Origin of the sequence: Streptomyces sp. NPDC002467 (genome assembly GCF_042889825.1) — a bacterium.
Taxonomy (GTDB): Bacteria; Actinomycetota; Actinomycetes; order Streptomycetales; family Streptomycetaceae; genus Streptomyces.
In genome coordinates, this window is the sequence record NZ_JBIARJ010000002.1 from 509,361 (window position 1) to 532,849 (window position 23,489).

At 73.8% G+C, this 23,489-nt stretch carries 22 protein-coding genes and 1 pseudogene; 10 read left to right on the forward strand and 13 right to left on the reverse strand.

The annotated features are described in order from the left end of the window. Positions 1–82: 82 nt before the first annotated feature. From ACFYYJ_RS05675 to ACFYYJ_RS05690, 4 genes and pseudogenes are all read right to left on the reverse strand, one after another. Entirely contained in the window at positions 83–1,738 is a 1,656-nt protein-coding gene (locus ACFYYJ_RS05675) for a GMC oxidoreductase (RefSeq protein WP_389128804.1), read from the reverse strand. Between the two features lie 91 nt (positions 1,739–1,829). Continuing rightward, positions 1,830–2,234: a DUF6629 family protein gene (locus ACFYYJ_RS05680; protein ID WP_389128807.1), complete on the reverse strand. Its 405-nt coding sequence runs from the start codon at positions 2,232–2,234 to the stop codon at positions 1,830–1,832. 67 nt (positions 2,235–2,301) lie between these two features. Then, positions 2,302–2,418: pseudogene (locus ACFYYJ_RS05685) on the reverse strand (DUF6629 family protein); the annotation flags it as partial. Between the two features lie 71 nt (positions 2,419–2,489). Next, complete coding sequence (locus ACFYYJ_RS05690) at positions 2,490–4,052, reverse strand: MFS transporter (RefSeq protein ID WP_389128810.1); 1,563 nt, start codon at positions 4,050–4,052, stop codon at positions 2,490–2,492. A 157-nt stretch (positions 4,053–4,209) separates the two neighbouring features. Here ACFYYJ_RS05690 and ACFYYJ_RS05695 point away from each other — a divergent pair, with 157 nt between their 5' ends. The 3 genes from ACFYYJ_RS05695 (at position 4,210) to ACFYYJ_RS05705 (ending at position 7,497) form a co-directional block, all read left to right on the forward strand. Further along, positions 4,210–5,034, forward strand: coding sequence for a hypothetical protein (locus ACFYYJ_RS05695; RefSeq protein ID WP_389128813.1), 825 nt, complete (start codon positions 4,210–4,212; stop codon positions 5,032–5,034). A 46-nt stretch (positions 5,035–5,080) separates the two neighbouring features. Next, complete coding sequence (locus ACFYYJ_RS05700; RefSeq protein ID WP_389128816.1) at positions 5,081–6,382, forward strand: cytochrome P450; 1,302 nt, start codon at positions 5,081–5,083, stop codon at positions 6,380–6,382. 77 nt (positions 6,383–6,459) lie between these two features. After that, the gene (locus ACFYYJ_RS05705; RefSeq protein ID WP_389128819.1) at positions 6,460–7,497 is read left to right on the forward strand and encodes a hypothetical protein; all 1,038 of its coding nucleotides are present in this window, start codon (positions 6,460–6,462) and stop codon (positions 7,495–7,497) included. Positions 7,498–7,527: 30 nt separating this feature from the next. Here ACFYYJ_RS05705 and ACFYYJ_RS05710 read toward each other — a convergent pair whose 3' ends face one another. Both ACFYYJ_RS05710 and ACFYYJ_RS05715 read right to left on the reverse strand, forming a co-directional pair. Then, positions 7,528–8,022, reverse strand: a complete 495-nt coding sequence (locus ACFYYJ_RS05710) for a gluconokinase (protein ID WP_385123880.1) — start codon at positions 8,020–8,022, stop codon at positions 7,528–7,530. 149 nt (positions 8,023–8,171) lie between these two features. Further along, positions 8,172–9,065: a sigma-70 family RNA polymerase sigma factor gene (locus ACFYYJ_RS05715; protein WP_385123854.1), complete on the reverse strand. Its 894-nt coding sequence runs from the start codon at positions 9,063–9,065 to the stop codon at positions 8,172–8,174. 130 nt (positions 9,066–9,195) lie between these two features. Here ACFYYJ_RS05715 and ACFYYJ_RS05720 point away from each other — a divergent pair, with 130 nt between their 5' ends. After that, positions 9,196–9,555: a hypothetical protein gene (locus ACFYYJ_RS05720; RefSeq protein WP_384579077.1), complete on the forward strand. Its 360-nt coding sequence runs from the start codon at positions 9,196–9,198 to the stop codon at positions 9,553–9,555. A 39-nt stretch (positions 9,556–9,594) separates the two neighbouring features. Here ACFYYJ_RS05720 and ACFYYJ_RS05725 read toward each other — a convergent pair whose 3' ends face one another. Together ACFYYJ_RS05725 and ACFYYJ_RS05730 are read right to left on the reverse strand one after the other, a co-directional pair. After that, the gene (locus ACFYYJ_RS05725) at positions 9,595–9,981 is read right to left on the reverse strand and encodes a VOC family protein (protein ID WP_385123860.1); all 387 of its coding nucleotides are present in this window, start codon (positions 9,979–9,981) and stop codon (positions 9,595–9,597) included. Between the two features lie 7 nt (positions 9,982–9,988). After that, positions 9,989–11,953, reverse strand: a complete 1,965-nt coding sequence (locus ACFYYJ_RS05730) for an ABC transporter ATP-binding protein (protein ID WP_389128824.1) — start codon at positions 11,951–11,953, stop codon at positions 9,989–9,991. A 177-nt stretch (positions 11,954–12,130) separates the two neighbouring features. On the opposite strand from ACFYYJ_RS05730, the gene ACFYYJ_RS05735 reads away from it, so the two are divergent. Both ACFYYJ_RS05735 and ACFYYJ_RS05740 read left to right on the forward strand, forming a co-directional pair. Continuing rightward, positions 12,131–12,775 (forward strand): hypothetical protein, encoded by a 645-nt coding sequence (locus tag ACFYYJ_RS05735; RefSeq protein WP_385123866.1) that lies wholly within the window; start codon positions 12,131–12,133, stop codon positions 12,773–12,775. Positions 12,776–12,870: 95 nt separating this feature from the next. After that, positions 12,871–14,889, forward strand: coding sequence for an AMP-binding protein (locus tag ACFYYJ_RS05740; RefSeq protein WP_389128827.1), 2,019 nt, complete (start codon positions 12,871–12,873; stop codon positions 14,887–14,889). Here ACFYYJ_RS05740 and ACFYYJ_RS05745 read toward each other — a convergent pair. Further along, the gene (locus ACFYYJ_RS05745; protein WP_389128829.1) at positions 14,886–16,703 is read right to left on the reverse strand and encodes a GNAT family N-acetyltransferase; all 1,818 of its coding nucleotides are present in this window, start codon (positions 16,701–16,703) and stop codon (positions 14,886–14,888) included. The two genes, ACFYYJ_RS05740 and ACFYYJ_RS05745, sit on opposite strands and share 4 nt — an antisense overlap. Before the next feature lie 100 nt (positions 16,704–16,803). Between ACFYYJ_RS05745 and ACFYYJ_RS05750 the strand changes: the two genes are divergently transcribed. Further along, on the forward strand, positions 16,804–17,226 hold the full coding sequence (locus tag ACFYYJ_RS05750) for a DUF350 domain-containing protein (RefSeq protein ID WP_385132578.1): 423 nt from the start codon (positions 16,804–16,806) through the stop codon (positions 17,224–17,226). A gap of 68 nt (positions 17,227–17,294) precedes the next feature. Here ACFYYJ_RS05750 and ACFYYJ_RS05755 read toward each other — a convergent pair whose 3' ends face one another. Beyond that, a complete protein-coding gene (locus ACFYYJ_RS05755; RefSeq protein WP_389128832.1) occupies positions 17,295–18,524 on the reverse strand; it encodes an acyltransferase in 1,230 nt (409 codons plus the stop codon). Then, on the reverse strand, positions 18,521–19,561 hold the full coding sequence (locus ACFYYJ_RS05760; RefSeq protein ID WP_389128834.1) for an alpha/beta hydrolase: 1,041 nt from the start codon (positions 19,559–19,561) through the stop codon (positions 18,521–18,523). Before ACFYYJ_RS05760 ends, ACFYYJ_RS05755 begins: the two co-directional genes overlap by 4 nt. A 161-nt stretch (positions 19,562–19,722) precedes the next feature. Here ACFYYJ_RS05760 and ACFYYJ_RS05765 point away from each other — a divergent pair, with 161 nt between their 5' ends. Genes ACFYYJ_RS05765 through ACFYYJ_RS05775 form a run of 3 tightly spaced genes read left to right on the forward strand, consistent with a single transcriptional unit; the run spans position 19,723 to position 21,368 of the window. Further along, positions 19,723–20,145, forward strand: coding sequence for a hypothetical protein (locus tag ACFYYJ_RS05765; RefSeq protein ID WP_389128837.1), 423 nt, complete (start codon positions 19,723–19,725; stop codon positions 20,143–20,145). Positions 20,146–20,195: 50 nt separating this feature from the next. After that, on the forward strand, positions 20,196–20,804 hold the full coding sequence (locus tag ACFYYJ_RS05770; protein WP_389128839.1) for a hypothetical protein: 609 nt from the start codon (positions 20,196–20,198) through the stop codon (positions 20,802–20,804). Between the two features lie 57 nt (positions 20,805–20,861). Beyond that, on the forward strand, positions 20,862–21,368 hold the full coding sequence (locus ACFYYJ_RS05775) for a protein phosphatase (RefSeq protein WP_385366523.1): 507 nt from the start codon (positions 20,862–20,864) through the stop codon (positions 21,366–21,368). Positions 21,369–21,383: 15 nt separating this feature from the next. On the opposite strand, the gene ACFYYJ_RS05780 is transcribed toward ACFYYJ_RS05775, so the two are convergent. After that, positions 21,384–22,064 carry a response regulator gene (locus ACFYYJ_RS05780; RefSeq protein WP_385132567.1) on the reverse strand — a complete coding sequence of 227 codons (681 nt, stop codon included), beginning with the start codon at positions 22,062–22,064 and terminating at the stop codon, positions 21,384–21,386. Next, complete coding sequence (locus tag ACFYYJ_RS05785) at positions 22,061–23,410, reverse strand: sensor histidine kinase (protein WP_389128842.1); 1,350 nt, start codon at positions 23,408–23,410, stop codon at positions 22,061–22,063. The genes ACFYYJ_RS05780 and ACFYYJ_RS05785 overlap by 4 nt, the downstream gene beginning before the upstream one ends. Positions 23,411–23,489: the final 79 nt, after the last annotated feature.

Sequence of the window (23,489 nt, forward strand, 5' to 3'; positions counted from 1 at the left end):
CCGTACGGCGGCTGCGGTGGGGGGTGAAGGCTCGGCTGCCCCTTACGGGCCTGCAGACCTACAGGCCTACGGACCTACGGGCCTACAGGTCGGTGGCGATGATCTTCTCGATGTTGCGTTCGGCGAGCGCCGTGATCGTGACGAACGGGTTCACGCTGGTGTTTCCGGGGATCAGCGCGCCGTCGATCACGTACAGGCCGGTGTAGCCGTGCAGGCGACCGTAGTTGTCGGTGGCCTTGTTCAGTACCGCGCCCCCCAGCGGGTGGTAGGTGAGGGTGTCGTTCCAGATCTTGTAGGCGCCGAACAGGTCCGTCCGGTAGATCGTGCCCTCCTTCGCGTTGATCTTGTCGAAGATGGTCTTGGCCATGTCGATGGAGGGCTGCTTCCACGCGGTCTGCCAGCTGAGGTCGGCCTTGCCGGTGGCGGCGTTCCAGGTGAACTCGGCGCGGTTCGGGTTCTTCGTGATCGACAGGTAGAACGAGGCGTACGTCTCGATCCCGGTCGGCAGCGGCGCCACCTCGGCGAACGCCCCGCCCGCGTCCCAGTTGTCGATCCCGGAACAGGGGATGGTCGACTGGAGCTTGCCCGTCGGGTCCCACATGTGGTTGGCGCGGCCGCACATGACGTTGCCGTTGTCGCCCCAGCCCTTGCCGACCTCGCCGTTGAGGTTCGGCAGCGCGCCCGTGGCCTTCAGCTGGACCAGGAGCTTGCTGGTGCCGACGCTGCCGGCCGCGAAGAACACCCGGTCCGCAGTCACCGTCTTGGTGACCACGGTGTCCCCGGTGGTGTTCAGCTGGTCGATGACGACCGTGTAGCCGCCGCCGGTCGTGGGGGAGACCGAGGTGACCTTGTGCAGGGAGGAGATGGTGACCCGGCCCGTGGCCTTCGCCCGGGCGAGGTAGGTCTGGTTCAGGGACTTCTTGCCGTGGTTGTTGCCGTACAGGATCTCGCCGTCCAGCGCCGACTTGGCGGCGGTGCCCGCCTGCTCCTGCTTCATGTAGTCCCAGTCGTACACGTCGGGCACGAAGGTCCACGCGAAGCCGGAGCGCTGGGCGTGCTTGCGGCCCACCCGGGAGAACTGGTAGCACTCGGCCGTCTCGAACCAGGCCGGGTCCACCATCCCGACGCCGAGGCCCGCGTTGGCCCTCGGGTAGTAGGTGCCGTACATCTCCTCGGCGTCCACCGAAGGCAGGACGGACTGGAAGTTGGCCCGCTTGGGCGTGACGGCCATGCCGCCGTTGACCAGCGAGCCGCCGCCCACGCCGCGGCCCTGGTAGACCGTGATGCCCGCGAAGTCCTCGGCGTCGAGGATGCCCGTGTACTTCGGGACGTCCTTGTCGATCGGGAAGCCGAGGAAGTTGCTCAGCGGGGCCTTCGTCCGGGTGCGCAGCCAGAACGACCGGTAGTCCGGGCTGGTCACCTTGGGGAAGACCTTGCCGTCCGACCCCGGGGTGACCCAGTCCATGCCCATCTCGATCATCTGCACGTCGACGCCCGCCTCCGCGAGCCTCAGCGCGGCGACCGAGCCGCCGTAGCCGGTGCCGATGACCAGGGCCGGTACGTGGGCGCCACTGGCGATGGGGCCGGCCGCCGCGGCGGCCTGATCCTGCGCCTGGGCGGCGGCCGGGGTGATGTGACCCGCGAGGGTCACGGCCCCGAGAATGGAACTCGTTCTAGCGATGAATCCGCGGCGCGAAAATCCATTGGAATCGTTTCCGGGCAGGGCTCTGTCACTCATGTGACGTTCCTCACTCTCGGCGGAATGGGAACGAGTTCTACTGCCGCCATCGTGTGAAGTCACTACATACGTCTAGGTAACTTTCGGTCGATCACGTAACAGTGGGGGCCGGATCCCGGCCCCGGACCCACCCCAGGACCAGCGCGGAGGCGACCGCCGCGAAGGCGCACCACGTGGAGGCGAACTCCAGTCGCCACAGCGCTGAGCAGGCCAATGCCCCGAAGGCCAGGACCCCGCCGAGGATCCGCGGGCGCCGGTCACCGGCGAGCAGCAGGGAGCCCAGAGTGGCGAACAGATAGCCCGCCAGGACCAACGGCATCCACGGAACATTCACGCCGTAGCCGAGGGTGTGACCCCGCACTTCGGCGATCACCGGCTCCGTCGACAGGCGGTACGAGAGCACGCCCGCGACGGCGACACCGACGGCGAGCGGCCCCCACAGCCTGCGGCGGGCCTCCGGGTCGGCCGCGAGGAGCACCCCGAGCGGCACCCACACGGGCAGCAGGGGGGGAGGCGATCACCGCCCAGGCCGTGGCGGCGGGGGAGCGGCCCCCGTCCGACGCCCAGACGGCGGCCTCCAGCAGTTGGTGCACGCCCAACAGCAGCGGCAGGGCGGCGAGCGGCAGATCCCGGACCCGTCGCGCCCGGGCCAGGCACACCACCCCGACGGCGGCGATCACCGTGCCCGCCGCCAGATCGGCCGTGGCGCTCCAGACACGCGATCAGCCCGGACCCGGCCGGAGGCGCGCGGTCAACTCCGCCCACTCCCCTCGTCGGCGTCGCGCGAGGGTTCCAGCGGCGGAGCGGCCACCGCGCAGTACCGGTGGCACTCCGGGTGGCAGGCCCCCGGCGCCGGGGACCGCACGGTCGCCCAGGCCACGACCGCTCCCACCAGGAACGCCCCCGCACACCAGACCATCGCCCGCCCGAACGCCGCGTCGAACTCGACCGGCGAGCGGTAGGACTCCGGCGCCATCCCCGCCAGCAGCGGCAGCGCCGCCACCGCCAGCAGCCCGGCCGCCCGCGCCGCCGCGTTGTTGATGCCGCTGGCCAGGCCCGCCCGCCCCGGGTCCACCGAGGACAGCACGGTCGCCGTCAGCGGAGCCACCAGGGCCACCAGCCCCAGGCCCATCACGGCCATCGCGGGCAGCACGTCCGCCACGTACGAGGCGTCCGGCCCCACCCGCAGCATCAGCAGCGCCGCGGCCCCGCACACCAGCGGCCCCACCGTGAGCGGGATCCGCGGCCCGATCCGCTCCGCGAGCTCACCCGAACGGGCCGACAGCAGCAGCATCAGCAGGGTGGTAGGCAGCATCGCGGCCCCGGCGGCCAGCGCCGAGTACCCGGACACCACCTGGAGCTGGAGCACGACGAGGAAGAAGAACCCGGAGATGGCCCCGTACACGCACAGGGTGACCAGATTGACGGCCGTGAACTGGCGGGAGCGGAAGATGTCCGGCGGCACCATCGGGTCCGCCCGGTGCCGCTCCAGCCACACGAACGCGACCGCGAGCAGCACACCGACCACCGCCGCGGCGATCACCGGCGCCGTGGCGGCCTGGGCTTCGATCAGCGCGTACGTGACCAGGGCCAGCGAAGCCGCCCCCAGCACCGCGCCGGCCACGTCGAACCGGCCGTGCGCCTGCGGGTCCCGCGATTCCGGTACGTGTCGCAGCGCCACCGGCACGCACACCGCGGCCAGCGGCACGTTCAGCAGGAACACCCAGCGCCAGCCGGGCCCGTCCACCAGCCAACCGCCCAGGAACGGCCCCACGGCGGCGCCCACCCCGCCCAGCCCGGACCACAGGCCCACGGCCCGCCCCCGGTCCTGGCCCCGGATGGAGCCCTGGATCAGCGCGAGCGAACCGGGCGTGAGCAGCGCCCCGCCGACACCTTGCAGCGCCCGGGCGGCTACCAGGACCCCGGCGTTCGGTGCGATCCCGCAGAGCAGGGAGCCCACCGCGAACCAGATCACGCCGAGCACGAACACCCGCCGCCGCCCGAACCGGTCACCGAGCGCCCCGCCGACGAGGATCAGCGCGGACAGGGTCAGCAGGTACGCGTTGACCGTCCACTGGAGCACGGCCAGATCGGCGCCGAGGTCCTCCCCGATGCGCGGCAGCGCGACGTTGACCACCGTCGAGTCCAGCAGCGCCATGCTCGACCCGAGCACCGTGGTCAGCAGGATCCACCGGCCCCGCGCCGACGCGATCGCGACCCCGGGAGCACCGGGAGCACCGGGAGCACCGGGAGCACCGGGAGCCGCGGGAGTGCCGGGGTCGCCCTGGTCGCCGGGACCGGCGGGTTCGGTCATGCCCCCAGGCTGGCGCGCGCCGCCGCGAAAGGCCACCCGGGAGGAACGGCTCCCGAGGCAGGCGCCGGGTGGGCGGACCGGCATTCGAGTGGCCGGCGCGCGGACTCCGGCGCGACCGGCGCCGCGGCCGGCGCCCGCCTGGTTAGCGTGGCTGACCATGACGCTCCTGAGCGACCAGGCCGATGACATCCGGGCCCTCGTTGCGGCCGCCGATCCCGGGGCGGTGTGGGCCTTCGGCGACGCCGACGGCGTCCACGCCGGCTCGCACGACGGGCAGGTCGTGATCGACGCGGGCGGGCTGTGCGCGGTACTCGCCCTCTGGCCGGTGATCGGGAGCCTCGTCGAGGACGGCTCCCTGCGGCTGCACACCCCGATCGCGGCCTACGGGGAAACGGACGCTCCCGCCGGGACCACCGCGCACCACCTCCTCACGCACCCCGCCGGATCCGCCGACCTCACCCGCCTCGCCGAACGGCTTTCCGGCATCCCCCTCGGCGAGCTGGCCGCCGCCAGGGTCTGGGGCCCGCTCGGCATGACCGCCACCCGGTTCGCCGAGGGCACCCTGTACGCCTCCCTCGCCGACATCGTCGGCTTCCTGCGCCACCTCCTCGCACCGGATCCCGGCGCACAGGACGAGCCGGCCGGGCACCACGAGCCGGTCGCGCGGGCGGAGCCCACCGCTCCGGCGGAGCCCACCGCTCCCGCGGCCCCGACCCACGCCTGGACCACCGAGTCCCTCCGCATCCGCACCGGAGAACTCACCCCCGCCCGGGGCCTCCTCTGGCACCCCGCCCCCCACGGCGTCTGGACGCACCCGGCCCCGGCCGACGACGGCCCGGCCGTGTGGATCTCGCTGCGCCTCCACCGGTGGGCGATCCTCCTCCCGACGGCCGCCGGGCAGCGGCCCCTCCGCTCCGCCTTCCGCGAGGCCGCCTTCCAGACGACCGGCGCTCGCGCACTCCCGGGGTGGGACGTACGGTGATGCCGATGTCACCGACCGTCGTCACCCCTGCCGCGGAGGTACACGCATGCGTACGGTCCAAGGGGCCGCCCTGGACGGGCTGAGAGCCCGCGTACGGGCCCTCGGCGCGGAAGCTCCGGACCGGCGGACACCCGCCGCCCCCGGCTTCGGCGCCCGCCTGCGCGGCTTCGTCCGCACGGGCACACCGCGCGCGACCGCCGCCGCCCTGCGCGCCCTGCGGGCCCGCCGGGGCGATGCGCCCGCCCTGCTGCGCACCCGGTCCGGACGTACTTTCCTCGTCCTGCTCGACCCCCTCGACCTCGACCGCTTCTACGCCGAACCCGTGAGCCTCCTGGCCGCGGACCCGCCGGAGAAGTGCCGTGGCACGGCCGCCGAGGAGCCCGCCGGCATCGGCTGCTCCCGCGGCGAACTCCGCGCCCAGCGGCGCCGGATCAACGAGGAGACACTGGCCGCGGGCGTCCCCGTACACCCCTCGTGCGCCACCTTCCTCGCGGCCGTCGCCGCCGCGGCCCCCCACCTGACCGCCGCCCGCACCCTCGACCTCGTACGCGCCCGGCACGCCGTGCACCGCGCGGCCCGCCGGATCGTGCTCGGCGAGGGCGCCGCCTCCGACGAGGAGCTCGCCGGCTGGCTCCGACAACTGCGCGGCGGCCGAATCCGGTCCGCCCGCGGCGTCTACGCCAAGGCCCACGCACGCATCCAGCACTACGCCGCCGGCGCCGGCGACGACACCCTCGTGGGCCGCGCCACCCGCCGCGCCGACCCGGGCGGCGCCCTCGACCCGCTGCGCCAGGCCCACCACTGGCTCCTCGCCATGGACGCCGTACCCGCCACCCTGCTGAACACCCTGCTCCTGCTCGGTGCGCACCCGGCCGAACAGGACGCGGCCGCCGCGGAGGCCGCGCGCGGCGGGGACGCCGGCGAACTGCCCCGGCTGCGGGCCTGCGTCCGGGAGGCCCTGCGCCTCTACCCGGTGGTGCCCGACCTGATCCGCGTCACCCGGGCCGAGACCGAGTGGCGGGGCGTGCGCTACCCGCCGGGCACCTCCGTCCTGCTGCCCGCCGCCTTCCACCAGCGCGATCCCGAACGGGTCCCGGCCGCGCACGTGTTCGTCCCCGGTCGGTGGAAGAGCCCCGACGCCGACCAGGACATCCGGATCGCGCCCTTCAGCCACGGCGGCGGGCGCTGCCCGGGCGACCAGCTCGGCCTGATGATCACAGCGGCGTTCTGCGCGGAGGTCCTCCGGGGCCACCGGCTCACCGCGACCAGGCCGGTTCTGGACCCGGTGGGGCCGCTGCCCGCCACGCTCGACCCGGGCGCCGTCCGGATCACCCTCACCCGTCGCTGACGGACCCGCTCATTCCTCCGTCCCGCCACCGTCTCCCTCCGTCCTCCCTTCCCCCTGGCCGACCACAAGAGGAACCCATGCCCGACGCCGCGACCGCGTCCTCCTCGTCGTACCCGCCGTTCCCGCCCCCCGACCTGGACGCCGACCTGCTCGACGCGCTGTGCCGCGCGCTCGCCGAGGCCGCCGACTCCGTCGGCGAGGCCGCCAGAGACGCCTCCGCACTCGCCCTCGGCCGCCGGCTGCCCGCCGCCGCCCTCGCCCGGGGAGGCGCCCGCCGCCTCGGCTGGCGCACCCTGCTGCGCACCCTCACCGACCCCGCGGGGCTGGGCTGGGCCCCACGGGGCCGGGGCGTGGCGGGGGTGGGCCGGATCGCCGGGGTCCTGACGGGGCGTGAGAGCCTCGCGATCAGCATCGCCGTCTGCGGGCTGAGGGCCCGCATCCGGGCGGCGGGCACGAGCTGTCCCGAACTCCTCGCCGACCCGGGGGCGGTGGCCGTCCTCACCGCGGTCCGGGAGGGCCGGCAGGGCGAGGCGGTCCGCCTGTTCCGGCGCATGGTCCGGGACCAGGGCGCCGAGCACGCGTTCACGCTGCTGTCCCCGTACTTCGCCGACATCCTGGCCTGGAGCGCCCTGACCGACGTGAACCCCTTCAACGACCACGCCGGCTGGCAGGTCGCCACGGGGCGGGCCCAGGAGGCGGAACCGCTCATCGGGCTCGGCGCCGCCTTCCTCGCCTTCTGCGACCGGGGCCAGGGCCTGTCGGAACGGCCCACGGGGCAGTCCACCCAGCCGGACGCGAAGCCCTACCTCCGGCAGCCCGGCTGGGCGGCCGCCGTACAGCCGGCCCGAGCGCGGAACTCCGCCGCCCGCCGGCGGGCCGTGCGGCAGCTGCCCCGCCGGGCCCCGCGCCCGACGCCCGGCGGCCCGCTCGGCCTTTGCGACCACGCCGCCGCGCTGCGTTCGCACGCGGTCCGGCTGCGCGCGGCGGCCGCCGCGCCGGGATGGCACGCCCCCCAGAGCGACGGCCTGCGCGCCGAGGTGGCGGCCCTCGCCGACCGCTGCGCGACGGCGGCCGCGGGCCTCGCGCTCGCCGCCGTACAGCTACAGGACACGTGACGGCGGCGGCACGAGGGCCGGCCCTGGCGCTCAGCCCTCCGTGGCGCGGAGCCGGCGCAGCGCGGCCAGCGCCCTCTCGGTGACGTCCTCCGGGGACCCGGACACGTCGACGGCGACGCCGAGTTCGTCCGACCCGAGCGGCTCCAGGGCGGCGAACTGGGAGTCCAGCAACGTGGTGGGCATGAAGTGCCCCCGGCGGGCCGACATCCGCTTCTCGATCAGCGGGCGGTCACCGGTGAGGTGGACGAACACGGCCCCGGGCGCCGCAGCGCGCAGCCGGTCCCGGTAGACGCGCTTGAGCGACGAGGCCGCCACCACCCCTCCGCTGCGCCCCGCGCTGTTGCGGATCCACTCGCCGATGGCGTCCAGCCACGGCCACCGGTCGGCGTCGTCCAGCGGGACGCCGGCCGACATCTTGGCCACGTTGGCCGCGGGGTGGAAGGCGTCGCCCTCCGCGTACGGAATGCCCAGGGCCTCCGCGAGCAGTTGGCCCACGGTCGTCTTGCCCGTGCCGGCCACGCCCATCACCACAATGACGCGCTGGGTGCCCACGTCCACCTCGCTGTCCTCGTCGACCCCGTTCCGTGCCCACCACTCAACCGCATTTCCCGCCGGCGGGGCCGGCTACACGGCGCCGGCACGGTCACCCGTACCGGCGTCGTGCGGCCCGACCGTCAGACGTCGAGGACCGCGATCTCGATCCCGTCGAGGCGCTCCGGCTCGGCGACGACGTCGATCGCGCTGATCAGTCCGTCCTCGACGGTGAAGCGGAGTACGAGGAACAGGCGTCCGTACGGCGCCATCGCCAGGCCGACCGTGCCGTCGACCAGCGCGGTCTGCGTGGCCAGGGCGCGCTGCATGGCGGCCATCGCACCCGTGGCCACGGGGACGGCACCACGGACGACGATCGGCTTGGGGAAGGGGCCGGCCGCCGTGTCGGCGGTGAGCACCACACCGGGGTGCAGCAGGGCGACCAACGCGTCGAAGTTCCCGCCGCGGGTGGCTGCGAGGAAGGCGTCCACGACGACGCGCCGGCGGGCCAGATCGGCGTCGGGGACCAGCGGTACGCCCTTGACGCGGCGCCGGGCGCGACTGGCGAGCTGCCGGGTCGCGGCCGGGGTCTTCTCGATCATCTCGGCGATCTCGTCGAAGGAGACGGAGAACATGTCGTGCAGGACGAACGTGAGGCGCTCGGCCGGTGCCAGCTTGTCGAGCACGACCAGCAGGGCCAGTCCGACGGAGTCGGCCATGACCGCCTCCTGCTCGGGGTCGATCGCGTCCTCACGGCCGGCGGCGGGGTCGGTGGGGTAGGCGTCGATGGAGTCCTCGCGCCGGGTCCGGCGGCTGCGCAGCATGTTCAGGCACACCCGCGACACGACCGTGGTCAGCCAGCCGCCGAGGTTCTCGACCTCGCCGGTGTCGGAGCGGTCCAGGCGTAGCCACGCCTCCTGAACGGCGTCATCGGCCTCGGTGAGCGAACCGAGCATCCGGTAGGCCACCGCTCTGAGATGAGAGCGGTGCTCCTCGAAGCGCTCCGTCAATGTCGAGCTCTCGTCCACTGTGTTCATTCCTCCCCTGGCGGATGATGATCAAAGTAGACGTGAGTCGGAGCCCGGCATAATGGCGCCGGACAGCCGAAGCGAGTGAACGAGGCAGACGCCGGGCCGAAATGCGGCCCGGCAGGAGAGGGAGCCCCTGATGGATGTGCAGCACTTCGAGCGGATCACCGCATTCATCGAAGCGCGGCTCACCCCGCTGTTCGACGCGGAGACGGGGAGCGAGTACGGCTTCTCCATGGACGACACCGGCCGCGCGCTGCGGGCGCTGCGCAACGCCGTCCTGGAGGCCTCGGCGATCAAGGGCCTGCTGGAGAAGCGCGAGTCGGCGGAACCGGCCATGCGCCGCGTCATCGACCAGTCGGTGGAGCACAACTGGGACGTCCTGCGCGGGATCGCCCGCCAGTGGGAGGACCACGCCGACTTCCGGCACGAGTTCAAGCACCACGCCTGGGAGCTCGACCACCACCACGACCACGACGTGGTCTCCGCGGAGGCCTGACGGCCGCCAGGCGCGCCCCGGCGGCCGGCCCCGCGCGGATCACGCGGAGGGCCCGGCCGCCTCGCGGGGCGTGGTCTGCTGGACCGCCCAGCCGTTGCCGTCGGGGTCGGAGAAGTAGACGAAGGACCCCCAGGGCATGTCCTGGATCTCGGTGACCTCGACGCCCCGGCCGCGCAGGTCCTCGTACGCCTCCTCGATGTCGGTGACGACGACCTGCATGTTGTCCAGCGATCCCGGGGCCATCCGGGTGAGCCCCTTGCCGATCGCGATCGAGCAGGCCGACCCCGGCGGGGTCAGCTGCACGAACCGGATGTCCTCGCTCACCGTCACGTCGTGGTCGGCGTTGAAGCCGATCCGCTCGTAGAAGGCCTTGGCCCGGTCCACATCGGTGACGGGCACGGCGACGAGCTCCAGCTTGATGTCCATGCCGGCATCATGCGCCAGGGGCCGTGACGGCGCCGCCCGGAGCGGGCACTCCGTCTCCCGGAGCGGGCACTCCGTCGCCCGGGACCGGCACGCCGTCGCCCGGAGCCGTGTCCGCCGCCGCGAACTGGGTTCGGTACAGCTCCTCGTACCGTCCCCGCGCCGCCAGCAACTCGGTGTGCGTGCCCCGTTCCACGATCCGGCCGTCCTCGACGACCAGGATCAGGTCCGCCGCCTGTACGGTCGACAGCCGGTGCGCGATCACCACCGCGGTCCGGCCGGCGAGGGCCTCGCCCAGGGCCTCCTGCACCGCCGCCTCCGAGGTGGAGTCCAGATGGGCCGTGGCCTCGTCGAGGACCACCACCCGCTGACGGGCCAGCAGCAGCCGCGCGATGGTCAGCCGCTGCCGTTCCCCGCCCGACAGTCGGTAGCCGCGCTCTCCGACGACCGTGTCGAGCCCGTCCGGCAGCGAGGCGACGAGCCCGTCCAGGCGGGAACGCCGCAATGCCTCCCAGATCTCCTCCTCGGTGGCGTCGGGCCTGGCCAGCAGCAGGTTCGCCCGTACGGACTCGTGGAAGAGGTGTCCGTCCTGGGTGACCATGCCGAGGGTCTCGCGGATGGACTCGGCCGTCAGGTCCCGTACGTCGATCCCGCCGAGGCGGACCGCGCCCGCGTCCGCGTCGTACAGGCGCGGCAGCAGCTGCGCGATGGTCGACTTGCCGGCGCCCGAGGAGCCCACCAGAGCGATCATCCGGCCGGGTTCGGCGCGGAACGACACCTCGTGCAGCACCTGCGTCCCGCCGCGGGTGTCGAGGGCGGCGACCGACTCCAGTGAGGCGAGCGAGACCTTGTCGGCGGAGGGGTAGCCGAAGGAGACCGCGTCGAACTCCACCGTCACCGGCCCGTCCGGCACCCGCCGGGCCTCCGGCTTCTCGGCGATCAGCGGCTTCAGGTCGAGGATCTCGAAGACCCGCTCGAAGCTCACCATGGCGCTCATCACCTCGACGCGGGCTCCGGCGAGCGCGGTGAGCGGGGCGTACAGCCGCGTCAGGAGAAGGGCGAGGGCGACGACGGAGCCCGCGTCCAGGGTCCCGCGCAGGGCGTAGAACCCGCCGAGGCCGTAGACGAGCGCGAGGGCCAGGGCGGAGACCAGGGTGAGGGCCGTGATGAAGGCCGACTGGGCCATCGCCGTACGGATGCCGATGTCGCGCACCCGAGCCGCCCGCGTCGCGAACTCGGCGGATTCGTCGGCGGGCCGCCCGAAGAGCTTGACGAGCGTCGCGCCGGGAGCGGAGAAGCGTTCCGTCATCTGGGTGCCCATCGCGGCGTTCAGCGCGGAGGCCTCCCTCTGCATCGCCGCCATCCGCGCGCCCATCCGGCGGGCCGGCAGGACGAACACGGGCAGCAGCACCAGTGCGAGCAGGGTGATCTGCCAGGAGATGCTCAGCATCACGACCAGCGTGAGCAGCAGGGTCACGGTGTTGGCGACGACCCCCGACAGGGTGTTGCTGAAGGCCCGTTGGGCGCCGATCACGTCGTTGTTGAGCCGGCTGACCAGGGCGCCGGTCCGGGTGCGGGTGAAGAAGGCGACCGGCATCCGCTGCACGTGGTCGAAGACCGCCGTCCGCAGGTCCAGGATCAGCCCCTCGCCGAGCGTCGCGGACAGTCTGCGGGTCAGCAGGCCCAGCCCCGCCTCGACGACGGCGATCAGCGCGATGAGCAGGGCGAGGCGGACGACCGTGCCGCTGTCCCGCCCGGCGACGATCGCGTCGACGACCCGGCTGGCGAGCACCGGAGTGGCCACCGCGAGCAGGGCGGTGACCACGCTCAGCATGAGGAAGAAGGTGAGCCCGCGGCGGTGCGGGCGGGCGAAGGCGGCGACGCGGCGCAGGCTCGCCCGGGAGAGCGGGCGCCGGTCCTGCTGGGCGTTGATCGCGCTGTGGAGCGAGGTCCAGGCGGTGACTTCCATGTCCATGGCCCGAACGCTAATACCTCAAGCAAGCTTGAGGTCAACGGATTCCCAACATGCCAGTGAAAACAAGCCAGTTGACTGAAGAAGCACCCTCCCGCGATCATTCCCGCGGCAGATCAGCCACCGGGAACGGGACACCGCCGCTCCCGCCGCACCATCTTCGGGGGAACCGTGAGTACCGTGCGCCACAAAATCGCAGCCGTCGTCGGATCCGTGGGCCTCGCCCTGACCCTCGGCCTGGCCACCGCGGGCAGTGCCCACGCCGGCAGCCGGGGCCAGCAGATCATGGTCCTCGACAACGGCGGGACCGCGAAGAGCTTCCTGGTCCGGGGCAACGACCAGGACGGCAACCCCGTCCGGCGGTGCTTCTCCGTCTCGGGCTACCAGACCTGGATCTCCGGCTGGTGGTGGCGGGACAACATGACGGTCTACTGGTACGACTATTCCACCAGCTGCAACAACAACAACGCCGAGAACGCCAGCTATTCGTGGTCCGTGAACATCCCCGTGACCTCCAGCAACGACTGGCAGGCGATCGGGCGCCCCGGCAACACCACGCTCGACAAGCTCAATCGGCAGATCGAGTTCTTCGACAACCAGCACGTCGCCAACTCCGTGCTCGTCGTCGGGGTCAACCAGGACGGAAGGCGCGTCACCGGCTGCTGGGCCACACCCGGCTGGGAGACCCCGTTCAGCGGCTGGTGGTGGAAGTTCAACCCGGACCTCTACCTCTACAGCAGCAGCGACTGCAGCGGTGGCTACAACTCGATGGTCAAGACGGGCATGGGCGGGCGTGACGGCACCTGGTACGGCGCCACCAACTGACGCGAGGTCCCTCGGTGGGGGCGCCCAACCGGCGCCCCCACCACGGAAATCGGCGACTCCCGCCCGCTGTCGGCGCCCGGTGGCATCATCGGTCCATGACGCAGGGATCCGAGTCAGTCCGCTTCGGCAAGAGCACCACCGACACCGTCCTGCACCGCTTCGAGCAGTGGGCCCGCGAAACCCCCGACGGGCTCGCCGTCGTCGCCGGCCACGAGAGCTTCACCTACGAGCAGCTCGACACGGACGCCAACCGGCTGGCGCACCACCTGCTCGCCTCCGGCCTGCCGCCCGGCGGCCTCGTCGCGATCGGGACCACCCGCCAGGCCGAACTCCTCATCGCCCTCCTCGCCGTCCTCAAGGCGGGCGGCGCGTACACCGTCGTCGACGTCGACACACCGCGCACCGGACGGCTCCAGCTCACCGCCGTCGAGCCCTTCGCGCTGCTCACCCGGGCCGCCCAGGAAGCGGTCCTCGACGGCGGGAGCGGCCTGCGGGTGATCCGCCTGGAGGAGCGGACCGCCGCCGTCGCGCGACAGCCCGCCGAGCCGCCCGGGGTCGCGGCGTCCACCGGGTCCGCCGCGGTCCTGTTCACCGCCGGAGCGGAGCCCCGGGCCGTACCCGCCGGCCACACGACGTTGCTCGCCGCGTACGAGGGGTGGGCCGAAGTGGCCCGGCCGACCCCCGAGGACCGACACCTGATCACGGCCGGAGCGGCCCTCACCGACTTCGCCGCGGGCTGGACCCGAGCCCTGTGCTCCGGCGGCACCCTGGTCCTCCCCGTCATCTCCCCCTGGAAGCCGGAGGACTTGCGGACGGCGATCGACGGCGAACGCGTCTCCGTCCTGCACACCGACCCGGCCGGCGCCGAACGGCTCCTCGTGCGCGGGGCGAAGCCCGCCCCCGGGATTCCGCGGAGCCGGGGCACGCTCGGGCCGGACTTCGCGGCCCTGCGCCTGCTCGCCCTCACCGGGGACCGGCTCTTCCTCGACGAGCTGGACGCCCTCCAGTCGCGGCTGCGGCCGGGCGTACGGGTGCTGGCCGTCTACGGCACGGCGGAGACGGCCGGCATCGGCACCCACTTCGAACTTCCGCAGCTGCGCGGCCCGGTCGACGAACCGTACGGCCTCTCGCTGCTCGGCGTCCCCTTCCCCGGCTGGGACGTCCACGTCCGGGACGGGCAGATACGGCTCACGCCGCCCGGTGGCGGCGACGCGATCCCCACGGGAGACCTCGGGCTGCTCCGACCCGACGGCCTGCTGGAGTTCCGCGGCCGGATCCGGGACCGGATCGCCGTGCCGGGCGGCACCCTCGACCCGTATCCCGTCGAGGCCGCGATCCGAAGCCACCCCGGTGTCGGCCGGGCGGCCGTCACCGCGGTCGAGGACGGCACCGGGGCCCGGCGGCTCGTCGCGTACCTCGCCCCGCCGCCCGGTGACCGGATCGCCTGGGACGCGGCCGCCGCACTGCCGGACGTCGGAGGAGTGCGCGACCACCTCGCGGGAGTGGTCCTCGACGCGGAGACCCCGCGCAGCGTCATCAAGCTGCGCGCCCTGCCACGCGGCAGGGCCGGCCAGGAGGAGCGGACGGCCCTGCCGCTGCCGGCACGGCACGTTCCCGAGACGGTGGCCCGGCCCAACAAGTTCGGCGGCGTGGCGCAGGCCGCCGAAGGTCCGGGCGGCTGCGCCTTCGGATGCATGGCGGTGGTGCTGGGCTTCGTCGCCATGCTGCTCACGAACGTGCTGTGGCCCGGCTCGACGGACCTCGGCGCGGTGCCCAACCCCTGGGCGACCCTCTTCTTCCTCCTCTACGTGTGCGAGGTGCTCGCGTTCGGCGCCGGCGTGCTGTTCCTGATCAACGGGCACCGCAGGATGAAGCACCGCAAACTTGGCCGGCGGCGCACCAGGGCCGCCCATCTCGCCGCGAGCTACCTGCTCCTGGCCTGGTGGCCGCAGGACAACCTCTACCGGCTGGCGGCCAAGCACGACTGGCCGCAACAGGCCCTCCTCGTCTACCTCTTCAACGTTCCGCTGATGATCGCGGGCCTCATCGTGGCCGTGTTCCTCACCAGGAAGCCGGACGACCCCTTCCACTTCGACCCGGAGGACGACGCCTAGACCGACCTGGGGCCTGTCTTTTGGATCAGGCCCTGGAACGCGGTCGGCGGGCCGAACAGGGCGTCCACCGCCCGCGCCGCGGCCCGCACCCGCGCTTCCGCCGAGTCCAGGGCCTCCCTGCTGTGCGCGGCCACCAGCACACCCAGCCAGGGCGACGGTTCGAACGCCCCCGTCGGGATCGCGGGGACGAACACCGTCCCGAACCGTGCGCACTCCCGTGCCAGATCCGTGCACAGCTCGTCCAACTGCGCCTCGGGCAGTCGGGCGCCCAGCTCCACCCGGTCGACGATCCGTACGAGGTGCCCCGCGCCCCGCAGCGCGTCGAGCCGGGCCGCGACCACGAAGGCGACGGACGGCCCGGTGAGCCGCAGGTTCGTCTCGGTCGGCGCGAGCCGCCGCCCCTCGGCCGCCACGAAGTCCACGTCGAACCAGCCCCGGTAGCCGCCGGCCGCCAGCTCCCGGCCCACCGCCGCACCGAAGGCGGTCAGCGGCTTCTCCGCCCACTCGGGCACCACCCCGGGCCCGACGGTGGCGCCCGCGTAGCAGCCGTCCCGCACCTCCATCACGGCCCCGCCGACCTCGTGGACGCGGCCGTCGGGGCCCACGAAGCCGTCGTACGTGAGGTCGCGCGGGCCGCCGTCCCGCGACGCCGGGTCCTCGACGTACTCCTCCACCAGCAGCGGTCCGCGCGGCAGCCGCCGCAACAGGGCGCGGGCCCCGCCGGCCGCCCGCAGGCGCTCCGGCGTGACCACCGTCGTACCCGAACCACCGACACCGTGCTCCGACTTCAGAACGGTGCTCTCGCCCGCCTTGGCCCGGGCGGACAGCAGCCGGGTCGCCGCCCGGCGGGTCGCGGCCCGCCACTGCGCGGGGAGCACGATCCCGGGATGGCCGCCATCCGCCAGGATCCGGCCGAACATCGCGTGCGCCGCGGACTTCGACTCGTACCGCAACTCCCCGGGCCGCCACGGCCGGCCCGTCAGCTCCGCGAAGGGGCGGGTCAGCCCCCACGGTACGAGCGGCAGCCCGAACCCCGTCAGCCGGGCGGCGAGCGCGGGCCGCCGCCGTACGGCGTCCAGGAGTCCCGGACCCCGCTCCACCAGCCCGTCGTACACCTCCACGTCCGACCAGCCCAACTGGCGGCCCACCAGCTCGGTCCAGCCCCGCGGCACGGCCCGCGGCAGCACCAGCACGGCCGGGTCGGGGCCGTAGAAGGCGGCCAGGGACGCGTAGTGGTGGGCGGGCCGCTGCTCCGCGTCCAGGGTGGCGTCGGCGAACTGCGCGTTGAACTCCGCGACGTTTCCCAGGTGCACGGACCGGCCGCCGCCGGTCCACTCCCGCGCCCAGTCGGCGAGCGGGACGGGGGTCACCTCGAAGGGCACGAGGGCGGTCGGGTCGGCGCCGGCGCCCGGACGGACCTCCCCGGCACGTGCGCCCATGGCCCGGTAGAACCCGGCCGCGTGCGGATCGGAGTCGATCGCCAGCCCGCGCACCCCCAGAGCCACCGCCCGCCGCAGGACGTCCCGGTACAGCAGACGCCCCACGCCCCGCCCGATCGCGGCCGGTTCGACGAAGAGCAGACCGAGCACGGCGTGCGGGGGAGCGCCCTCCAGGGAGGCGACTCCGAGCACGGCCCCGCCCTCGTCCTCGGCCACCACGACCCTGCGGGCGGTCACGTCCTCGGCGCGGATCCGCAGCTCCCCGGAGCACGCGGCGAGGAAGCCGGCGTCGTACCCCCAGTACGCCTTGGACCGCATCACCAGCCCCGTCAGGGCCTCGGCCTCGTCCGCCCGCGCAGCCCTGACCTTTACCAATTGTCGACCTCCCCATGGTCTGCCGTAGGGCCGTGCGATACATTCGGCCAGCCCACGCACGGCACATACTTATCCCACCCCCGCGGAGACAGGCTTCTCAATGAGCGACATCGTCAACGGACTTGGCCGCACCAGTGCCTTCGGTGCCCTCGGCCTGGTCCTGCTGATCCTCGGCATCGTCCTCGTCGACGTGCTGACGCCCGGGAAGCTGCCCAAGCAGATCTGGGAAGAGCGCAACCGCAACGCGTCCATCATGCTCAGCTCCGCGCTCCTGGGCATCGGCGGAATCGTCTTCACCTCGATCTGGACCACCTACGACGACTTCGGCAAGGGCCTGCTGTCGACGGCGGCCTTCGGCGTGCTCGGCCTGGTCCTGATGGGAGTGGCCTTCCTGGTGCTGGACCTGGTCACCCCCGGCAAGCTCGGCGCCATCGTCGTCGACCCGGATCCCCACCCGGCGGTCTGGGTCACGGCCTCCTGCAACCTGGCCGTGGCCGCCATCGTCGCCGCCTCGATCGCCTGACGTACGCGCGTACGAGATGACGAGAGCGCCGCTCCCCCCGGGGAGCGGCGCTCTCGCGTGGCCGACGCCTACGCCAGGCCCAGGGCGAACACCGTGAACCCGGCCGCCAGCAGCCCCGCCACGGTCCGCCGCACCGCCCGGCCCCCGCGCACGGCCCGCGGCGGCTCCTCGAACCGGCGCGCGTACCGGGCGATGACCACCAGCAGCACCGCGAACACCGGCATCCACGCCACCCGCGCCGCGATCCACCCCAGGCTGTCCGGGGCCGTGGTCAGCCCGGCGAGCCCGGCCGGCCCGCCCAGGAAGGAACCGGGAACCGCCGCCGCCAGCATGGCCGTCTGGTGCCAGCACAGGATCGTCATCGCGCACAGGTTGACCACGACCACCGGAGCCCACACGGCGGGCCGCGCCAGCAGCGCCGCCAGCCGGTCGCGCAGCAGGATCGCCGCCCCCGACTGGGCCGCGGCCAGAGCCAGTACCAGCAGCGACGGCGGGTGCGAGTTGGTGCGCGCCTCGCCCGGTACGCCCACCATCGACGCCGGGTAGTGGAACACCACCAGCAGCGCGGCGAACAGCAGCGTCCCGCCGACCAGCAGCAGCCAGGCCCCGCGCCGCCCGATCCGCCGCTCGCCCCACGAGACCCCGAGCTGGTACGCGAACAGCCAGCCCGGCAGGATGTTCAGCAGCGACAACCAGGACGGTACGGAACCGGACAGCGGCCCGTAGCGCAGGAAGTCCACCACGGCCACCGAACCGAGCAGCGGGGCCGCCGCCCAGCCGCCGAGCCGGTGCGCGGCCCGCACGCAGTACGGGGTCAGCGCGGTGATCACCACGTACACCCCGACGAACCACAGCGGCTGGATCACCAGCGTCGCCCCGGTCCGCAGCGTCGCCTCCGGCACCCCGGCCGTGTACAGCAGCGGCGCGGCGAGCGCCCACACGGCGGTCACGCCGAGCACGGGCCGCCCCAGCCGGACGATCCGGCCCTTCAGCCAGGCACCCGTCGACCCCTGGCGGCGGCTGAAGGACAGCGCCGACGCGTACCCGCCGACCAGGAAGAAGATGCCCAGCATCTGGAGCACCCAGCTCGCCGGGGCGAGAGCGCCGAACGCCGACAGGGGGCTGGCGTTGTGCAGGCCGCCGTCCGTGTCGAGGGTGAAGCCGCCGAGCAGCCAGTGGCCGGTCGGCACGGCCAGCAGCGCCAGGGCGCGCAGCCCGTCGACGGCCCGGTCGCGATGGGCCGGAGTCTGCCGGTCGATCCGCTCGGCGCCCCGCTTCAAGTCGGTGAGGAGGCTCATCGGACCTCTCCCTTCGCGATCGCGGCGAAGGCCGCCAGGGTCTGGGTGCCGGGCGTGAAGTAGCCGGTGTGGCCCCGCACGTCGGAGGCGGGCACGCGGCGGGCGCCGAAGGCCGGGGAGGTGGGGTCGGCGCCGTGGCCGAGCCCGGCGAACCGGACGTTCGGCACGTCGGCGATCCAGTCGGAAGGTCCGCGGGCCGCCCACACGCGGGCCCGGGTGCCCAGGGCGGCGGCGGTGCCGGCGCGCATGCCGGGGGAGCCGAAGGCGACGACGTCGGTGGCGTCGGTGTTCCGGGCGGCGAGCCCGCAGACCACCGAGCCGTAGCTGTGGCAGAACAGCACCGGGTCGGGCGCGCCGACCGCGTCCAGCCCCGCGGTGAACCGGACCAGCCGGGCCGCCCCCGCCTCGGCCAGGCGGCCGCCGGCCACGTCCCACCCGACACCGACCGGGGTGGTGTACCCGGTCCACGCGATCACGGCCACGTCCCGCGCGACCTCGCGCAGGGCCCGGGCCATCCCCGCCGGACCGGTGTACGGCGTACGCGCCTTGTCGTGCGACGCGGCGTCGTTGTCCGAACCGGGCACGATCACCGAGACGTGCCGCGCCCGCTCCAGGTCCCCGAACACCTCGGCGACCTGCCCCCGGCCCCGCGGATCGAAGGCGAGGACCTGGCGGCCCGGCGCCGCGAGGGAGGCGTACCGGGCCTCGCCCGTGGCCGCCACGGCGATCCGGTTGGCCTCGTACCGCAGGGCGAGGGGCGCCCCGTCCAGGTTCCCCACCACCAGCGGGTGCGAGCGTACGAGCGCCTGCCGCGCGGCATCGTCCAGCCCGGCGAAGAACCGGGCCACCTCGGCCGGGGTCGCGCCCGCCGGGTCGGGCAGCGCCCCGCCGTACACCGAGTCCGCCCGCCAGGCGGCGGCGCCCGGCGGGGGCCCGGTGACCGCCGCCTGGCCCTCCCCGGCGGCCCATCCCGCGGTCCCCGCGACGACGGCCACCGCCAGCGCGGCCGTCCCCAGCGTCCTCCCCAAGCGGCGCATGCCCCTTCTCCCTTCCTCGTGGCGAGCCTCGTGACGAGGAGGAAGGTAGGAACGAGGTACCGCGACCGACGTCGCACCGGGGAGCCAAGCCGCATGTCATACCCCGGTAGGGGGTGGAGGAGACGGCGACGCCTAGGGTGCGGGGGAAAGAGGGGGACGGCATGTCGCGCTACACGGCCGCCGCGGAGGCGGAGCTGGACGGAATCACGTTCCGTGCCTGGCAGGGAAGCCACTACGTGACGTTGGCCGAAGTGCTGGTCCGGCTCGGCAGCTTCGGCCTGGGACTGACGTGGCGCGTCGAGATCGACGAGATGGTGGACCCCCGCTGCGCCGAGATCGAGCGACTCTCCGAGGGCGACGGGCTGGACACGCTGACGCTGCTCTCGCTCACGACCCCGGGGTACCAGCTGATCGATGCCGAGGCGTGCGGGTTCGCAGGCGGCGAGCTCGTGGTCGTCCTGACCGAATTCGACAGCTCGTTCTGGGACGTCCGGGCCTCCGACGGGGCCGTGCTGCGCGAGCTCGCCCGCCACTTCGCCGTGAGGCCCCTCGCGCGGACGTCCAACACCCCTGCTCGGCCCTGACTTCCGCCGCTCCGCAGACAGGGGCGGCCGGCCGGTGGCATGGTCGTCGGATGACGGAGACGAGGCGCGACAGGCTGGACCCCGCCGGCGGTGACCTGCTCCGGGCGGCCGTCGCATGGCACCGCGCGCAGCCGCGCCGGGCGGCGGAGCTGGACGGGGTCTTCCGGGTGCCCCCGGACGGGGTGCTGCGGCCGGGGCGGCGGCTCGCCCTGACCGAGTACGGCGCCCGCTGGTACGACGAGGGCGTCGACGTGTACATGCTCGTCGACCTGGAGACCGGCGCCGTGATCCGTGCCACCGACTACCAGGTCACCGCGCACTGGCCGGAGGACCTGCGTGCCTTCTTCACGCCGGATCTCATTCCGGCCGACGACCCCGTACGGGCCTGGCCGGCCGGCTCCGTACCCGGGTCGCGGGACCCCGGGGAACTCGTCCCCGTCCGGCCCGACCAGGTGGAGCGCGCCGCGGCCGTCGTCCTGGTGGCCCGGCACCGCCCGGACCCGGCGGGGCCGGTGCGCCTGCGGCTCCCGGAACGGCTGCCGCACTCTTCCGCGTACCCCTACGCCGACCGCGCCGCCGCCCAACCGGACCCCGAGCTCCTCCCGGGCACACTCCTGTTCGGTGACGGGCCCGCCGACGTACCGGCGGCCTTCGGCTGACGCCCACGCGCCCCGGCCACACGACCCGACGGACGGCCTCGCAGACTTGGAGCCAAGGTGAAGACACGGAAGAAGGGTCGCGGAGTGCCGGAGCCGGACGCCCCGTGGAGCGAGATCGTGCCGGGGCTGTGGATGGGCGGCCACCAGTGGACGGACCCGCTCGGGGACAGCCGCCCGGTCGTCGTCGGGCGGGAGTTCGGGCTGGTCATCAGCCTGTTCACACGGCCCGGCCACGGTCCCGGCCCGGGTGTCGAGCACGTGGTCGCCGACATGCCCGACGCGCCGCTGAGCGCGGAGCAGATCCGTACGGTCCAGGAGCTGGCCCGTACCGCCGCCCGGGCGCTCCGGGACGGCCGCACGGTCCTCGTCCGGTGCCGCTCGGGCTACAACCGGTCCGGGCTCGTCGTGGCGCAGACGCTCGTGGAGCGCGGCGAGGAGCCGGCGACCGCCGTCGGGATCGTGCGGCGGGGGCGGTCGCCGTGGGCGCTGAACAACCGGATGTTCGTGGACTACCTCACGACCGGGCTCGAAGTCGCCGGACTGCTGGTCGGGTTGGAGGCCTGAGCGGGGACCGGCGCGTCAGTCGGAGCCGCCCGGGCGGACCAGGCCCGCCTCGTACGCGAAGATCACGGCCTGGGCGCGGTCGCGGAGGTCCAGTTTGGCCAGGACGCGGCCGATGTGGGTCTTCACCGTCTGTTCCGCGAGGACGAGATGGGCGGCGATCTCCTGGTTGGAGAGGCCGCGCGCGATGAGTTCGAGGACCTCGGTCTCGCGCGGGGTCAGACCGTTCAGCCGCAGCGCCGGGTCCTTGCGCGGGGCCGGCCGCTGCCGGACGAAGTCGGCGATCAGGCGCCGGGTCACCGACGGGGCGAGCAGGGCCTCACCCGAGGCGACGACCCGGACCGCGGAGATCAGGTCGGCCGGCGGGGCGTCCTTGAGGAGGAATCCGGAGGCGCCGGCGCGCAGCGCCTCGTACACGTAGTCGTCGATGTCGAAGGTGGTCAGCATCAGCACCTTCGGCCGGTGCACCACCCCCGGCGGGGGATCGAGGAGCTCCCGGGCGGCCGTGAGTCCGTCCATCTCCGGCATCCGTACGTCCATCAGCACCACGTCGGGATGCGTGGAGCGCGAGACCCGCACCCCCTCGCGCCCGTCCGGGGCCTCCCCCACCACGTCGATGTCCGCCTGCGCCGACAGCAGCGCGGCGAACCCCGCCCGCACCATGGCCTGGTCGTCGACGATGATCACCCGGATGGTCAAGTCGTCTCCCGCGTAGCGTCGTTCAGGGGCAGGCGGGCCGCCACCCGGAAGCCGCCGTCGGGCAGTGGACCGGTGTCCAGCGTCCCGCCGGTCAACCGTACGCGCTCCCGCATCCCCACCAGACCATGCCCGGTGCCCGAGCTCTCCAGCGCCACCACGGCGCCCCGGGCCGGGCCGTTGACCACGAGCACCAGCACCTCCTCCGCGTCCACCGTCACCGAGACCCGGGTCGCGGCCCCCGGCGCGTGCCGCACCACGTTGGCCAGGGCCTCCTGCACGATCCGGTACGCCGACAGGTCCACGGCCGGCGGCGCCGTACGGGCCGCCCCGGCCACCCCCGCCGCCAGGGACAACTCCACCGGCTGCCCCGCCCGTACGGTCGCCTCCACCAGCTGCTGGAGCCGATCGATCCCCGGCTGCGGGGCCTTCTCGCCCTCGGCGCGCTCGGTGCCGTCACCGCGCAGCACGGTCAGCAGCCGCCGCATCTCCCCGAGGGATTCCCGCGCACTGGCGGCGATCGCCTCGAACTCCTCCCGCACCGACTCCGCCATGCCCGGCAGCCGGTACGGTGCCGAATCCGCCTGCACGGTGATCACCGACATGTGGTGGGCGACGACGTCGTGCAACTCACGGGCGATCCGGGCCCGTTCCTCCAGCAGGGTGCGTCGGGCCCGCTCCGCCTCGCTGATGCTCTCCTGCTCGGCGATGCGCCGCTGCGCGTCTCCGTATCCGCGCAGCGCGCCCGTCAGCGCCAGCATCACCCCGGCCAGTACGAAGAGCAGGGCGGAGGTGGTCGCGGTGCCCGCGGGGCGGAGGATTTCGAGGGCGAACCCGACCGCGCCGGTCGCCAGCCACACCCCGACCATGGTCCGGACGGACTCGCGCAGCCCGAGGCAGGCCATCAGCAGCAGGTACCCGACGATGGTCATCGGCGGCCACGGCCAGGGGTACGTGGCCACCTTGTCGGCCTGGATCAGCAACAGTGCGCCGATGGTGTCCGCGAGCAGGACGACCGCCCAGGCCCGCACCGGTCGGGTCACGGCCAGCAGCAGCGGTACGGTCTGCGCCACGCCCAGCGCGCCCGACCAGCCGCCGCCGAGCCCGTAGTTGCTCGTCAGGACGGCGATCGTCACCGGCAGCAGCGTCACCACGAACACGCCGACGACCACGAAGGGCAGCATCCGCTGCCAGGACTTGGGGGCCTGCGCGAACAGCGGCTCCGCCGCCCGCGCCGGCGTCCGCAGCAGCACGCCGAGCTGCTTCAGCGCGCCCGGCCCGGCGGCCCCGGCGGCGCGGACGCGTTCACGGTTCCGGCGGCCCGGCCGGATGCGGGGTCTGTCGCTCATGATCGGGCCAGCCTATGCGCCCCCGGCCCGCGACCGGGAGTACGGGTAGGCTGCCGGCCAGTCGATCAAGGGGGAGTCC